This window comes from Streptomyces rugosispiralis (genome assembly GCF_024505145.1).
GTDB lineage: Bacteria > Actinomycetota > Actinomycetes > Streptomycetales > Streptomycetaceae > Streptomyces > Streptomyces rugosispiralis.
This window is the reverse complement of sequence record NZ_JANIAA010000011.1, coordinates 1-14,201: the sequence shown is the minus strand read 5'-3', so window position 1 is coordinate 14,201 and position 14,201 is coordinate 1. Positions and strand designations below refer to the sequence as shown.

The window sequence follows — 14,201 nt, the reverse complement described above, 5'->3', positions numbered from 1 at the left end:
GGGGTCAGTTGCCGACCCGGCGGCGCAGGTCCTGGAACGCGGTGTAGTTGGCGATCACCTCGATGCGGCCGGGCGGGGAGATCCGCACCGCCTCGTCCGCGTCCGCGCAGACCCGGAAGTCCAGCCCGGCGACCTCCAGGCGCACCGCGAGGTCCAGCTTGCGGTCGCCGATCAGGCAGATCGGGTGCCCGGCCAGCCGGGTGTAGTCCACGTCCCACAGCCAGGAGGTGTCGGTACCGTCGGCGCCCCGCGCGTTCACCGAGAGGATCACCGGGGTGGGCGGCGGGTCGATCAGCGAGAAGGTCTCCAGCCAGCCGGCCGGGTTCTTCGCCAGCAGCAGCCGCAGTTGGCGCTCCTGGAAGGTGACCACGTCGTAGCGGCCGGCCACGGCCTGGACCTGGTACATCCGCTCCAGCGCGACCTGCGGGGGCACCCCGAAGGTGGCGGCGACGGCGGCCGAGGTGGCCGCGTTGGCCTTGTTGGCGCGGCCGGGGAGCTGGAGCTGGATGGGCCAGGCGGCGCCGTGCGGGTCGAGGACGTAGTCGCCGTTCAGCGCCCAGCTGGGGACCGGGCGGCGGAAGCCGCACTCCCCGCAGACCCAGTCGTCGCCCGGACGCTGCAGCACACCGCCGCAGGACGGGCAGGACCAGGCGTCGTCCTTCCACTCCTGCCCGGCCGCGACCCAGACCACATTGGGGCTCGAGGAGGCGGCCCAGACGATCAGTGGGTCGTCGGCGTTGGCGATCACGACCGCCTTGGAGCCGGTCAGGCCCTCGCGCCACTTCTCGGCGAGCATGCGGGTCTCGGCGGCGCGGTCGAGCTGATCACGGGAGAGGTTGAGGAGCGCGATGGCCTTGGGCTCGGTGTCGCGCGCCACACCGGCGAGGTACTTCTCGTCGACCTCGATGACGCCGTACCGGGCATCGGAGCCGCCCGCCAGGGCCGAGGTGATACCGGCCGGCATATTGGCGCCCAGCGCGTTGGAGACGACCGGGCCGGCCGCCCGCAGCGCCTCGGCGATGAGCCGGGTGGTCGTGGTCTTGCCGTTGGTCGCCGACACCAGGATGACGTCCAGGTGCTGCGCCAGCCTGCTCAGCAGATCGGGGTCGAGGCGCAGGGCCACTTTGCCGCCGATCACCGATCCGCTGCCGCGACCCGCGGCCTTCGATACCGCCGCCGCGGCCCTGCCCGCCGTCACGGCCAGTTTGGCCCGCGGTGACAGCGGCTCCGAGTTGCCTGCCATCGTCTTCTCGATCCTCCTCGCATACCGGCGCCGCTCCTGCCCCCCGAGGCGCCGGTGGTATGCCCCCTCCGTGCCGCGTCGCCGGCCGGGAGGCCACGGTCGGAGAGCAGCCTATCGAGATCCGGCGGCTGTCCCGAATCCCGGCCGCGCGTGCGGGGCCCGTCTCACCGGCCCCGTAGGCTTGGCTGCCATGCGACATGGCGTGATCCCGGGCAGCCGCGGAGCGGTGCGGCCCCTGCGGCTCTTCGGCGATCCGGCGCTGCGTGCGCCGTGCGAGGCGGTCACCGCGTTCGACGCCGAGCTGGCCCGGCTGATCGAGGACATGTACGCCACGATGTACGCGGCCCACGGGGTGGGCCTCGCGGCCAATCAGATCGGTGTCGGGCTGCGGGTTTTCGTCTTCGACTGCCCGGACGACGAGGACCGCCGCCATCTGGGGCATGTCGTCAACCCCCGGCCGGCGGCGGCCGACGGGGTGACGGTGCGCGGGCCGGAGGGCTGTCTGTCGCTGCCTGGCCTGGAGGCGGGCACTCCGCGCTACGACCACGTGGTGATCGAGGGCGTGACGATGACCGGGGAGCCGGTGCGGATCGAGGGCACGGGCTTCTTCGCGCGCTGTCTGCAGCACGAGTCCGACCATCTGGACGGCGGGCTGTTCATCGACCGGCTCGCCGGGCTGCGGCGGCGCAGGGCGCTGCGGGCGATCCGCCGCGCCCCCTGGGCGCCGTCGGCGGGGGCCGAGGAGTAGAGGGGTCGGCGGGCCATGAGCCGCTGCCGGGGAGCCGCCGGGGCCTCAGAAGCCCGGTGCGCCGACCCGGTCGTCCGCCAGCGACAGCCGCCCCCAGAGCAGATCGGTGAGGTGGTGCACCAACTGGCCGCGTGCGCAGGGCCGGTCGCGCAGCCACCAGTCACCGGCCGCGTGCATCATGCCGACGATCCCATGGCCCCAGACCCGGGCCACCTCCTCGCCGCCGGATCCCAGCTCCACCCGCTCGGCGATCACCGTGGCCAGCTCCTCGCCGAGCCGCCGCAGCAGTGGGGCGGAGTGGTGGCCCACGTCGAAGCTCGTCTCCGGCTCCGGCTGGCCGTGGTCGGCCGGGTGCATCAGGAAGCGGTACACCTGTGGCCGGGCCTCGATCGCCGCCAGATAGGTGTCCAGTGTGGCCTCCACCCGCTGCCTGCGGTCGTCGGCGGGCGCGTCCAGGGCCGCGCGCAGCGAGGCGAGCAGGGCGTCGGTGTGGCGCTTGGCGAGGGCACGGTACAGTCCGCCCTTGTCGCCGAAGTGGCGGTACAGAATGGGCTTGGTGATGCCCGCTTCGGCGGCGATGGCGTTCATCGAGGCCTCTGGCCCGTCGCGCAGCACCACCCGGTCCGCGGCCTCCAGCAGTTCCTTGCGCCTCTGCTGGGCCGTCTGTCGCTGGTCGTCCCGCTGGCTGGTCCCGGTCCGCATGCGTTGCCTCCCCGCCCCCGATGTCGTACTCGCGCCTTCGCACCTCGCGCTTCCCGGCGCGCTCGCGCTCCACGCTGAAGCGCAACGTAACACCCGAAGGGGCCGCGGGGCCCGCGTGCCCGGGGGAGTTGACATCCCCTACTGGGCGGTAACAGACTGCTGTTACCGCAGGTAACAAGCACGTGGAGGGGTCATGGCGGAGTTCTCGTTCGAGCTCGACGACGATCAGAAGGCGGTGCGCGACTGGATCCACGGCTTCGCCGCGGACGTCATGCGCCCGGCCGCCGCCGAATGGGACGAGCGCGAGGAGACCCCCTGGCCGATTATCCAGGAGGCCGCCAAGATCGGCCTGTACTCCCTGGACTTCTACGCCCAGCAGTACTTCGACCCCACGGGCCTCGGCATCCCCATGACCATGGAGGAGCTGTTCTGGGGCGACGCGGGCATCGCGCTGTCCATCGTCGGCACCGGCCTCGCCGCCGTCGGCGTCCTCGCCAACGGCACCGAGGAGCAGATCGGCACCTGGATCCCGCAGATGTACGGCGACGCCGACGATGTGAAGGTCGCCGCCTTCTGCTCCTCCGAGCCCGACGCGGGCTCCGACGTCGGCTCGATGCGCACCCGCGCCGTCTACGACGAGGCCACGGACGAATGGGTGCTGAACGGCACCAAGACCTGGGCCACCAACGGCGGTATCGCAGGCGTCCACGTGGTGGTCGCGGTCGTCGACCCCGACCTCGGCTCCAAGGGCCACGCCTCGTTCATCATCCCGCCCGGCACCCCCGGTCTCTCCCAGGGCCAGAAGTTCAAGAAGCACGGCATCCGCGCCTCGCACACCGCCGAAGTGGTCCTCGACCAGGTGCGGGTGCCCGGGAGCTGCCTGCTCGGGAGCAAGGAGAAGCTGGACGAACGCCTCGCCCGCGCCCGGGAGCGGGCCAAGTCGGGCGGGGAGCGGCTGAAGAACGCCGCCATGGCCACCTTCGAGGCGTCCCGTCCGGCCGTCGGCGCCATGGCGGTGGGCACCGCCCGCGCCGCGTACGAGGTCGCGCTCGACTACGCCAAGACCCGGGAGCAGTTCGGCCGCCCCATCATCGACAACCAGGGCGTCGCCTTCCAGCTCGCCGATATGCGCACCCGGATCGACGCCGCGCGGCTGATGGTGTGGCGCGCGTCCTGGATGGCCGTGAGCGGCCGGCCCTTCGAGTCGGCCGAGGGCTCCATGTCCAAGCTGTTCGCCAGTGAGACCGCCAAGCAGGTCACCGCCCAGGCGGTGCAGATCCTCGGCGGCAACGGCTTCACCCGCGAGTACCCGGTCGAGCGGATGCACCGAGACGCCGCCATCTACACGATTTTCGAGGGCACCAGCGAGATCCAGCGCCTGGTCATCGCCCGCACCCTCTCCGGCGTCCAGATCCGCTGAGCGCTCCGCTGGAAGTGCCGCGATGCGTCGTCGGCCGACTGCGGCGCCGTCGTGGCTGGTCGCGCCCACGCGGCGGAGCCGCACATCGACACAGTCCCGCGCCCCTTCGGGGCGCTGCCCGGACCGTAGCGGACTTCCTCCGACCTGCTTAGGAGCGGCGGACGCGTCAGACGGGGCCGACCCCCGCACCGAAGCGCCGCTTCCGGGAGGCGAACGCGGCCAGCAGCGCGCGGAGCTCCTCACCGGTGAAGTCGGGCCACAGGGTGTCCACGAAGAAGAGCTCCGCGTAGGCCGCCCGCCAGAGCATGAAGTTGGAGATGCGCTGCTCCCCGGAGGTGCGCACCAGCATGTCGATGTCCGGCAGATCGGCGTGCGGCAGATGGCGGGTGAACAGCGCCTCGTCGATGGCCCCGGGGTCCAGCGCGCCGTCCGCCGAGGCGCGGGCCAGCGAGGTGGCGGCGCGGGCGATCTCCTCCCGGCCGCCGTGGTTGAAGCAGAAGGCCAGCGTCATGGCGTGGTTGTCGCGGGTGTCGTCCTCCGCGCGGCGGAGCGCGGCCAGTGTGGCCCGGGGGAGCCGGGCCTCCGAGCCCAGCCAGCGCAGCCGCACCCCCCGCTCGCCGTAGCCCCGGAAGACATCCGCCAACTGGGCGGTGAGCCGCATCAGGGCGGCCACCTCGCCGCGCGGCCGGTTCCAGTTCTCGGTGGAGAAGAAGAACAGCGACAGGTGTTCGATGCCCTCCTCCAGGGCCGTGTCCACCACCCGCGGCAGCGCGAGCACCCCCGCCTGATGGCCACGGGTGCGGGAGAGGCCGCGCAGGGCGGCCCAGCGCCCGTTCCCGTCCATGATGATGGCCAGGTGCCGCGGCCGCCCCGGCGCCTCGTCCCGGGGGCCGCGGCACTGCCGTACGACCGCGGGGGCACCGGCGACCGACGCCCGCAGCAGCCGCTTGACGGAGGGCACTCTCCAGGCCCCGACCTCGAACACCCGCGCGTCCCTCCGCCTCGCTTCCCGGCGCCGTGTCTGACGACGCGACGGGGGCGGGGGTTACCTCCCCGGTGGCCGAACCATTCGTTTGGTCGTCACCGCCGTCACGGCTTGCGCGCCACGCCCCCGTGGACATCGGTGGTCTCGATGTCCGTCTCGGAGGGGGCCGGGCGCCACAGCGGACACGACACGATACCGGGCTCGATCAGCTCCAGGCCCTCGTAGTAGCGGCCGATCTGCTCGACGCTGCGCAGCACATACGGCACGGCGCCGGTGTCGTCGTAGCCCTGCTGTGCCTGCTTGAGCGCCTGGTCGGTGTCGGTGCTGTCGTAGTGCACGAAGTAGCTGCCGGACGGTAAGGCGGCCTGGAGCCGCCGCACGATCGACACCGACTCGTCGTAGTTCTGGATGTGGCCGAGGATGCCCATCAGCATCAGGGCGATGGGCCGGTCGAAGTCGAGCGTCTTCGACGCGGCCTCCAGGATCCGCTCGGGCTCGTGCAGATCGGCGTCGATGTAGTCGGTCACCCCCTCGCGGGTGCTGGTGAGCAGCGCCTGGGCGTGCCGGAGCACCAGGGGGTCGTTGTCCACGTAGACGATGCGGGCCTCGGGCGCCACCCGCTGGGCCACCTGGTGGGTGTTGTCGTAGGTGGGCAGCCCGGTGCCGACGTCCAGGAACTGCCGGATCCCGCATTCGCCCGCCACATGGGTGACGGTGCGGATGAGGTACGCGCGCGAGGCGCGGGCCATGGTCTCGATGTTCGGGGCGACCTCCCGGTACTCGTCACCGGCGATCCGGTCGACCTCGTAGTTGTCCTTGCCGCCCATCCAGTAGTTCCAGATCCGGGCCGAATGCGGCACCGTTGTGTCGATCTTGGTCGAGGCCTGCTGGTCGGGGGTGGACGAGCCGTCTGTCATAGCGCCAGTCTCCTGCCGTACGGATGCGATTCGCGGAGCACCAACTTAGGTGCGGTGCCGGGGAGTTCAGCTCTGCTCGGCGAACGGCACGGGGGAGCGGATGCGCGGGAAGGGCCGGGCGAACGAGGCCACCGGTGGCTCCGGCGCCGCCGCACCGCGGTCCGGATCCGGGTCCGGACCGCCGCCCGACGCCGGCCCCTCCTCGACGGTGAGGACCGGGGCGTGCTCGGCGAGAGTGGAAAAGGCGTGGTCATAGCCGGTGACCGCGGCGTCGATCTCCGCGAGGGCCGCCGCCGAGGCGCCCCGCGCGGCCAGCCGGTCCTCCAGTACGTGCACCGGGGCCGTCACATGGACGAAGGCGCCCTGGCGCTCGGCCACCGCCTCGGCGAAGTCGAACGCCTGAATCCACGTCACCCGGGAGTGGCCACGGCGCAGCGGCCCGTAGACGAGCTCGCCGACCAGCCCGGCGTCGACCGCGAGGGCGCCGTCGTGCTGGAGGAGTTCGCGGTACGGCCGGACCGGATCGACATGGGGGAGGTCGCGGGAGGCGCGGGTGACGGTGTAGCCGTGCCGGCGGGCGAGACCGGTCAGCAGCGCGTCCCTGCCGACTCCGTCGCAGCCCTCGACGATCAGGGTGCGGTGCTGTGTCACCGCCTGGTCGAGGTTCATTACGGCATCCTGTCGGTCCCATGGGGTCTGCACATCTGCAAGGGGGACGACACCGCCGCCCGCCACGGCGTCTTCAGTGTGCGTGGCGGGACGGCGGGGACGGGAGTGCGGTGCGGGGTTGTGCGGTTGTGCGGGCGTAGTGGTTTTCGGGGAGTTTCGGGGAGTCGACCGTGGACGGCCGCCCTAGGCGATGAGGAAGTCCGCCTCACCGGCCTTGGCCGCGTCCAGGAAGGACGCCACCTCCGCGCGGGTGTAGATCAGCGCGGGCCCGGCCGGGTCGGTGGACTGGCGCAGCGCTATCCGCCCGTCCGGCAGTCGCTTGGCCTCGATGCAGGTGCCGCCGTTGGACCCGCTCCAGGGCTTCTCCCAGCCCTCCGTGCCCAGGTCCGTGGCCGGCATTCCGCTGTAGACGGGGTCATGCATCTCAGTGCTCCTTACGCAGTTCGGCCAGGATGGTGCTGGAGTCGCCGATCGGCTCGGCCTGGACCGCCATCCGGTCCAGGACCTCGAGATAGGCGACGACTTCGGCCGGCTTGTCCACATAGACCGCCCCGGTGAGGCTCTCGGTGTAGACGACGTCCGGCAGTTCGGAGAATCCGAAGCGGAAGTAGTGGAAGGGGCCGAAGGCCCCGGGGTGCGGCCCCGCCGCGAACCGCATGATCTGCAGCCTGACCTTGGGGACGTCCAAGGTGTCGATGAGGTGGTCGATCTGGTCGCGCATCACCCGCGAACCGCCGACCGGGCGGTGCAGCACCGTCTCGTCGAGGATGGCCCAGATGGTCGGCGCCTCCGGCTTGGTGAGCAGGGCCTGGCGCGTGACCCGCAGGGCGATCCGGCGCTCCAGCTCCTCCTCGGTGTCGCGCGGGAAGCCCATGCGTAGCACCGCTCGTGCGTAGTCCTCCGTCTGGAGCAGTCCGGGCACGTAGTGGGGCTCGTACGCGCGAATGACGGTGGCCTCACTTTCGAGGCTTACGTAAACACTGAACCAGTCCGGAAGCACATCGCGGAACTGATGCCACCAGCCCGGCTGGTTCGCCTCGCGTGCCAGAGCGAGGAAATCCTCCATCTCCGGGCCGCGGACGCCGTAGTTCCGCAGCAGCTCCTTCAGATACGGGATCTTGAGGCCGACTTCCGCCTTTTCCATCCTGCGCACGGTCAACGGGGTGACCTCGATGGCTTTCGCGGCTTCCTCGAACGACACCTTCGCCCGCTCGCGAAGATGCCGCAGACGCTTGCCCAGAACTCTCCGCAAGAGGGTGGGGGCGGCGCCGGCCGGCCGTGCCTCGCTCACGTCCGCCTCCCGTAGGAATGGCTGTCATATGCCTGCACAGTGTGCCACGCGATGGATGACACAGACAGAGCGAGCGTAACGCTTTGAAATTATCAGAACGAAGCTTGCGGGGTGACGGCTTCACCACGCATAGTGAGCACGTGACCCATCTCACCCTCTATGGCGAGGGCTCCCAACTACCCATGTCGACAACGTCGTTGAGGCCTCCGGCCAGCCGGTGGGCAGTGCGCGACGGGGATCCCGCAGACCGCCGTGGCTCGAAACGGGGACGGTCACGGTGACGCATCACGCACAGCCGGTAAGCGGGCGCCAAGGCGCCGTGTCCAACGGCGCGTTGGCCGCCGCTCTGAAGGAATCCGGGTGCTCCTACGCCTCATTGGCCCTGCGGGTCAATGAACTGGGCCGTAGGCAGGGGCGCGAGTCGAACTACGACAAGGCGTCCGTCACCCGCTGGCTGCAAGGCGGACAGCCGCGCGGCACCACGCCGGAGCTGATCGCCGCCGTGCTCTCCCACCGGCTCGGCAGGCCCGTGGGCCCCGCCGAGCTGGGGTTCATCTCCGACCGACAGCGCCCGGTCGTGGCCCGGGCGCTGGCCTACCGGGAGGACGTAGCAGAAACCTTGCACACGCTCGCCGAACTCGGCTCCACCGACATATCCCGCCGCAGCCTGCTGGGTGCGGTGCCCTTCGTCGCCGGCGCGCTGGTGACCCCACAGCGCGAATGGCTGCTGTGGCTGGTCGAGAACCAGGACACCGCCCGGCTCGCACCCGCGGCCGAAGGCGGCCGCGTCGAACAGGTCCATGCGGCGATCAACATGTTCGACGAGATGGACAATCGCTTCGGCGGCGGCCAGGTCCGCGCCAGCATCGTGCTCTATCTCTCGACCGAGGTCGTCCCCATGCTCCAGCAGCGTGGCGCGCCACCGCAGGAGCGGCGCCAGCTGTTCACCGCGGCCGCCAAGCTGGCCGCGATGGCCGGCTGGAGCAGCTATGACAACGCCGAATACGGCTTGGCCCAGCGCTATATGACCCAGGCGCTGCGGCTGTGCGCCGAGGGCGGCGACCGGGTCCTGGGCGGTCAGATCCTGGCCGGCCTGTCCCATCTGGCGACCAACCTGGGCCAGCCCGAGGCGGGGGTCGAGTTGGCCCGGGTCGGTGTCGCCACCGCCAAACACGCCGGAAGCCCGCTCGGGCTGATGCGGCTGCACGCCATGGCTGCCCGTGGCTACGCCGCGCTGGACCAGCCCCGGGAGGCGTCCAAGTCGCTGCGCGCGGCCGACGGCCAACTGGAGGCCAGCCAGGGCTCCGAGCAGGAGTCGCCCTGGGTGCGCTTCCTCGACCACCACTATCTGGCCGCCGAGGCGGCGCTGTGCTTCCGCGACCTGGGGAACGCCTCGGACGCCGAGCACGCCGCCGCCGAATCCGTGCGCGCCAACGCCGAGCGGCGCCGGCGCCAGGCCATCAGCAGATCCGTGCTGGCCACGGCCTACCTCCAGCAGAACCGGCTGGACGAGGCCGTGGACACCGCGGGCGAGGCACTCGACACCCTCAGCGGGGTGCACAGCGAGCGCTCGATCCAGGCGCTGCGCGACTTCCGCACCCGGCTGCGGCCGCACCGCGGGGAGCCCATGGTCAGGGAGTTCGAGCAGCGCTCCCGGACCGTGCTCGGCATGGCCGCCTGAGAGGCGTCCGGCCACGGGGCCCCGCCCCGCCGGTGTCTCGAGTGAAGTCTCCGGCCGCTCCATGTGGGCGGCCGGTGACGTGTCCGGAGCGCCTCCGCTCGGGGGAGCGCCGGGGGGTCAATAACCTCCCGGCGTGGGGGCGTTCTGGGCTCGGTCCACGGGCAGATGCGCACCGGAGACCCCGCTCGAGGCGTCCGAGAGCAGAAACGCCACGACCTGGGCGACCTCCCGCGGGGTGACCAGTTCACCGCGCGGCAGTTCGGCCGTGAACCGGGCGTAGGCCTCGGGCTCTTCGGTGCGCATCCGGTCCCATCGCTTCCCGGGGATCAGCATGGACCCCGGGGAGACGGCGTTCACCCGGATCCCGTCCGGGCCCAGCTCACGGGCGAGTGAGGCGGCGAGATGGATCTGGGCGGCCTTGGCCGCCCCGTACTGCGCCTGGGGCCCCGGCTTCCAGCCGGAGATGGAGGCGATCACCACCACGGAGCCGCCGCCCGCCCGGCGCAGATGCGGCACCGCGGCCTTCACCAGCCGGGCCGTATGACCGACGTTCATCTCCCAGGTCAGCGACCAGTCCTGGGGAGCGGCGTCCTCGATGCCGCGGCCGCGGGCGCCACCGGCGCAGGCCACCACGCCGTCAAGACCGCTGAAACGTTCCGCCGCCGCATCCACGAACCGCTCCAGCGGCTCCGGCTCGGTGACGTCCAGCGCACGGGTGAACGGCTCCCCGTACCCCTCGGCGCTCAGGGACGCGGTGAGGGACCGCAGGTGCTCCGGGGTTCGGGCACAGGTGGCCAACCGCGCCCCGCCGGCCGCCAAGAGCCGTACGATCTGTTCACCCAGCCCCCGGGAACCCCCGGTCACCAGGACCCGCTTGCCGTCCACACCGGACCGTTCCCCAGGGCCCGGCCGCCCCTCGCGGCCCTCGCTCACGCTTGCCACGTCCGGACCGTGGAGCCCGAACCACTACGCCCGTACAACCGGACAACCCCCATGCCCTCTCGCCCACCGGCCGGTCCAACCGTTTGTCTACTTGAACGGCGACCGATGGCGCTTTGCGCTGCCTTCGAAGGAGGAACCATGCCGGTAACCGGCACTCACCGCGACCGGGCCGTCTCCGTCCGTGGCAGCTGGTCCAGGCGGGTCGGGTGGGGCGTGCGCACCACCTGCCACCAGCTCAGATGCCACGCCGTCGGTCACCAGGATGCGCTTACCCGCTCACCCGGACATCAATCACCCCATGTGCCCGTATGCCACCAGAGCCCACAGACCGACGAGGACCGTGAGGACCGACACCGTGAGCCGTTCCTGTCCAGGACTGTCGCACCGGCCGGCGTCGGCCGATGAGGAGGGCGAGACGATGGGCACGAGCCGTGGTGTCGCGGTCTCCGCGGACCGCCAGCGAGTCGCGGTCTCCGCGGACCGCCAGCGAACCGATCCGGTTACCGGGCGGGCCGCCGCGCCGAGAACCGCTCCGGCCGACGGCCCCGCCGCCGCCGCGATCCCCGTCCCCGGCTCCGGAGGGGAGAGGACGGTGATCCCGCTGGACACCCGCCGGCTCTTCCGGGCGGAGTTCCCCGCGCTGCCCGACCGCGCCGCCGCGGTGCGCCGGATGGTCGCCGGGCATCTGCGCGACTGGCGGCTCGGCGCGATCGTGGACCATGTCGTCCTCGCCACCAACGAACTGTTCGCCAACGCCGTGGAGCACGGCAGCTCCGGCCCCGCCGACACCGTCACCATAACCGTCTCGCTGGAGCGCTTCGGCCGTGAGCTGCGGGTGGAGGTGGCCGACGGCTCGCCCGTGATCCCGGTGGCCCGCAAGCCGGAGCCCACCGAGGAGTCCGGACGGGGGCTGGCCATCGTCGAGGACCTGGCGGCCGACTGGGGCACCGAGCCGCCCGATCCCGGAGTCCGGGGGAAGAAGGTGTGGTTCACCCTGCCGCTGGTGGCCACCTCATGAACGCCTGGCCGTGGGGGGAGCGCCGGATGCGCGTCACCGTGGAGACCGACGCGGCCGAATGGCTGCTGGCCGCGAGCGACGATCCCGGGCGGGTGCGGCTCCAGTGGGCCAGCGGCACCGGCCTCGCCGATCTGCCGGTGGGCCCGGTCTTCGACCTGGTGCGGATGTGCGACGACATCGGCACCGCGGTGATCCAGGCGCTGCAGCGGCGCGACGCGGCGGGGCCGGTGATGCTGGCCACCGCCAGCCATGTGCTCTCCTTCCTCGTACCGCCCGGATCCGCGGCCGAGTGGAAGGTCTGGCTGGCCGGGACGGTGTACGCCCGCCGCCGCACGGTGGCCGCGGCGGGGCCGGGCCGGGTGCTGCGCTGCCCCAGGCCCGGCTGCGTACGGCAGGGCCATGTCTGGCTGATCCGGCCCGGCGGCCCCCTCACCGACAGCCACACTCTGCGCGCCGCCCTCCAGGAGGCCATCGACCGCCCCGGCCTCCCGGGCGCGCTGTTCCGCTGAGCGCTCCGCGGGAAGTTCCGCGGCTGCGTCGTGGCTGGTCCCACGCGGCGGAGCCGCATATCGACGCTGCGTGGGAAGGGGCGGGGAGGGGAGCAGCCCGCCGCAGGCGTCACGTTCCGCCGGACACCCCGGTAGCGGCCCGCCGGAGTCGAGTGGCTTTTCGCTCGCCTCACGGTGATCGTTCGTCGCGGGCCAGTTCGGTGATGCGCAGCGCGGTGATCGTGGCGCCGAGTCCGCTGGCCGCCGCCGCGAGGGTGAGGGTCGGCCAGGCGCCCGACTGTTGGGCCAGTGCTCCGGTGGCCATGGTCCCGGCGGCGATGCCGAGTTCCTCGCCCGCGACCATCCACATCATGGACGCGACGGCCGTGCCACGGGGCGCGTGTGCGTCCAGCAGTTCGAACAGGCAGACCGTCATGGGCGCGAACGCCGCACCGGCGAGGGTGAGGAGGATCGCCATGAGCGGTGGTGCTGATATGGCGGCCAGGAGGGCCAGGAGCAGTGCGAGCCAGGTGAGGGCGGTGAGGTAGCCGGTGGCGGGCGGGGCCGTGCGGTGGCGGGTGCCGTAGCGTGCGCCGGCGAGTGCGCTGCCCAGGCCCAGGCAGGCGAACATCCAGCCCGCGCCCGCCGCCGAACCGCCCTCGGCGGCGCGGGCGGGAAGGCCGACCGTCAGTGCCCCGAGGCAGACTCCGGCGCAGACGTCGGTGAGGAGCAGCAGCCGCAGCGCGGGCGAGCCCAGGGCGCCACGGCTGCCGGTGTCGGGGGCGGAGGCGGCACGGGCGGAGAGGGCCGGAGGGTGGGACATCACCAGGCAGGAGCCTGCCACCAGGAGCGCCCCGGCGACGATCACTCCGAGCCGAGGGGACCGTACGGCCGTCGCTGCCGCGACGAGCGGGCCGCAGATCTTGGTCACCTCGGTGAGGACGGCTTCGAGCGCGTAGGCGCCGCGCAGCAGGTCGTGGGGGACGGCCCGCGCCCACAGGGAGCGTGTGCTCGCCACGATGGGCGGCGCGCTCGCTCCGGCGAGCGTGCCGGAGAGCACCAGTTGTGTGGTCGCCGTGGCTGTCACCAGGCCGACCACGGCGAGCGCGGTGAGCACGGCCATGGCCCCCATGGGCCACCGTTGCCCATGACGGTCCACCAGCCTGCCCCGGAGCGGTGCCGTCACCGTGCCGCCCACGCTCCAGGCCCCGGCCACGACCCCCGCGTCCAGGAACGAGCCCGACGAGCCGTGCCCGAGCAGGACGATGGCCAGGGGGAAGACGGCGAAGCCCAGCTTGCCGGTGGCGGAGGCGAACATCAGCCGCCGAGCCGATCCATGACGCATCAGTTCCGCATAAGCGCGCATCGCCGTACGTTCGCGCGTCGCGGCCGAGGCGGTCCAGGGGCGTGAGATCTGCGGCATGTCCTGGAGTGAGCGTCGGGGCCGTTTGTCGTTTGCCGTCTGCGGCGCCGTTTCGCGCCTTCGGCGCATTTGAGCATGGGGGCGGGCGGGTGGGGGGCGCGGGCTGCGTCGCCGGCCGCCGGGTCCATGGGAGGTCGGGCCCGGTGGCGGCTTCCGCACTCGGGGGCTTGGGCCGACGCCGGACGACTTGCCGGGGGTGGGGTACCCCTCTGGAGATTGCTTGACTTATTAGTTGCGCCAGATCAAGCATTTTTGAGCGGGGTACCCGGAGGGGCCACGCGCCCGCAGTCCGGATCGGCCCTGATCCGCGAGCCCGGATGCCGCCACTCGCCCCGCCCCCACCGGCCCGGCGGCCGGCGACGCGGCCCCCGCCCCGGCACCCCCGACCCATGCTCAATTGCGCCGAAGGCGCGAGACGGCGCCGCACCCAACCAAGCACCGCTAGAGGCGGATCCGGGCCCAGACCGTTTTGCCGACGATGCGCTCCCGGACGCCCCATGTCTCGGACAGCGCGTCCACGATCGCCAGGCCGCGTCCCGATTCGTCGTCCGGTGTCGGGTCTGCCAGGGCAGGGTGCCCCTCGCGGGGGTCGGACACCTCGACCCCGACCATTTTTTCTGCGTCGTATGCGATACGCACCTCGAAGTACCGCCCCGGTACGCGTCCATGACGCA

At 72.1% G+C, this 14,201-nt stretch carries 15 protein-coding genes; 5 read left to right on the top strand and 10 right to left on the bottom strand.

Going from position 1 to position 14,201, the window contains the following annotated elements:
* Positions 1-4 precede the first annotated feature (4 nt).
* A complete protein-coding gene (locus NP777_RS18945) occupies positions 5-1,243 on the bottom strand; it encodes a Mur ligase family protein (protein ID WP_256651343.1) in 1,239 nt (412 codons plus the stop codon).
* A 190-nt stretch (positions 1,244-1,433) separates the two neighbouring features.
* On the opposite strand from NP777_RS18945, the gene def reads away from it, so the two are divergent.
* The gene (def, locus tag NP777_RS18940) at positions 1,434-1,991 is read left to right on the top strand and encodes a peptide deformylase (RefSeq protein ID WP_256651342.1); all 558 of its coding nucleotides are present in this window, start codon (positions 1,434-1,436) and stop codon (positions 1,989-1,991) included.
* Positions 1,992-2,036: 45 nt separating this feature from the next.
* Here def and NP777_RS18935 read toward each other — a convergent pair whose 3' ends face one another.
* Positions 2,037-2,693, bottom strand: a complete 657-nt coding sequence (locus NP777_RS18935) for a TetR family transcriptional regulator (RefSeq protein WP_256651341.1) — start codon at positions 2,691-2,693, stop codon at positions 2,037-2,039.
* Positions 2,694-2,886: 193 nt separating this feature from the next.
* Here NP777_RS18935 and NP777_RS18930 point away from each other — a divergent pair, with 193 nt between their 5' ends.
* The gene (locus NP777_RS18930) at positions 2,887-4,113 is read left to right on the top strand and encodes an acyl-CoA dehydrogenase family protein (RefSeq protein ID WP_256651340.1); all 1,227 of its coding nucleotides are present in this window, start codon (positions 2,887-2,889) and stop codon (positions 4,111-4,113) included.
* A gap of 166 nt (positions 4,114-4,279) precedes the next feature.
* Here the strand turns inward: NP777_RS18930 and uppS are convergent, their stop codons facing one another.
* The 5 genes from uppS to NP777_RS18905 all read right to left on the bottom strand — a co-directional run bounded on the left by uppS (position 4,280) and on the right by NP777_RS18905 (position 7,975).
* Positions 4,280-5,098 carry a polyprenyl diphosphate synthase gene (gene uppS / locus NP777_RS18925; RefSeq protein WP_256651339.1) on the bottom strand — a complete coding sequence of 273 codons (819 nt, stop codon included), beginning with the start codon at positions 5,096-5,098 and terminating at the stop codon, positions 4,280-4,282.
* A gap of 104 nt (positions 5,099-5,202) precedes the next feature.
* Positions 5,203-6,015 (bottom strand): SAM-dependent methyltransferase, encoded by an 813-nt coding sequence (locus NP777_RS18920; RefSeq protein ID WP_256651338.1) that lies wholly within the window; start codon positions 6,013-6,015, stop codon positions 5,203-5,205.
* A gap of 66 nt (positions 6,016-6,081) precedes the next feature.
* Positions 6,082-6,684, bottom strand: a complete 603-nt coding sequence (locus NP777_RS18915; RefSeq protein WP_256651337.1) for a hypothetical protein — start codon at positions 6,682-6,684, stop codon at positions 6,082-6,084.
* A 183-nt stretch (positions 6,685-6,867) separates the two neighbouring features.
* Positions 6,868-7,107, bottom strand: a complete 240-nt coding sequence (locus NP777_RS18910; protein WP_256651336.1) for a DUF397 domain-containing protein — start codon at positions 7,105-7,107, stop codon at positions 6,868-6,870.
* A gap of 1 nt (position 7,108) precedes the next feature.
* Positions 7,109-7,975: a helix-turn-helix domain-containing protein gene (locus NP777_RS18905; RefSeq protein WP_256651335.1), complete on the bottom strand. Its 867-nt coding sequence runs from the start codon at positions 7,973-7,975 to the stop codon at positions 7,109-7,111.
* A 319-nt stretch (positions 7,976-8,294) separates the two neighbouring features.
* Here NP777_RS18905 and NP777_RS18900 point away from each other — a divergent pair, with 319 nt between their 5' ends.
* Entirely contained in the window at positions 8,295-9,656 is a 1,362-nt protein-coding gene (locus NP777_RS18900; RefSeq protein ID WP_391858538.1) for a hypothetical protein, read from the top strand.
* Between the two features lie 117 nt (positions 9,657-9,773).
* On the opposite strand, the gene NP777_RS18895 is transcribed toward NP777_RS18900, so the two are convergent.
* On the bottom strand, positions 9,774-10,589 hold the full coding sequence (locus NP777_RS18895) for an SDR family NAD(P)-dependent oxidoreductase (protein WP_256651516.1): 816 nt from the start codon (positions 10,587-10,589) through the stop codon (positions 9,774-9,776).
* Between the two features lie 427 nt (positions 10,590-11,016).
* Here NP777_RS18895 and NP777_RS18890 point away from each other — a divergent pair, with 427 nt between their 5' ends.
* Both NP777_RS18890 and NP777_RS18885 read left to right on the top strand, forming a co-directional pair.
* A complete protein-coding gene (locus NP777_RS18890; RefSeq protein ID WP_256651333.1) occupies positions 11,017-11,616 on the top strand; it encodes an ATP-binding protein in 600 nt (199 codons plus the stop codon).
* 26 nt (positions 11,617-11,642) lie between these two features.
* Positions 11,643-12,125: a hypothetical protein gene (locus NP777_RS18885; protein ID WP_256651332.1), complete on the top strand. Its 483-nt coding sequence runs from the start codon at positions 11,643-11,645 to the stop codon at positions 12,123-12,125.
* Between the two features lie 169 nt (positions 12,126-12,294).
* Here NP777_RS18885 and NP777_RS18880 read toward each other — a convergent pair whose 3' ends face one another.
* Complete coding sequence (locus NP777_RS18880) at positions 12,295-13,527, bottom strand: MFS transporter (protein WP_256651331.1); 1,233 nt, start codon at positions 13,525-13,527, stop codon at positions 12,295-12,297.
* Between the two features lie 441 nt (positions 13,528-13,968).
* A partial coding sequence (locus tag NP777_RS18875; protein WP_256651330.1) for an ATP-binding protein occupies positions 13,969-14,201 on the bottom strand: 233 nt, incomplete at its 5' end.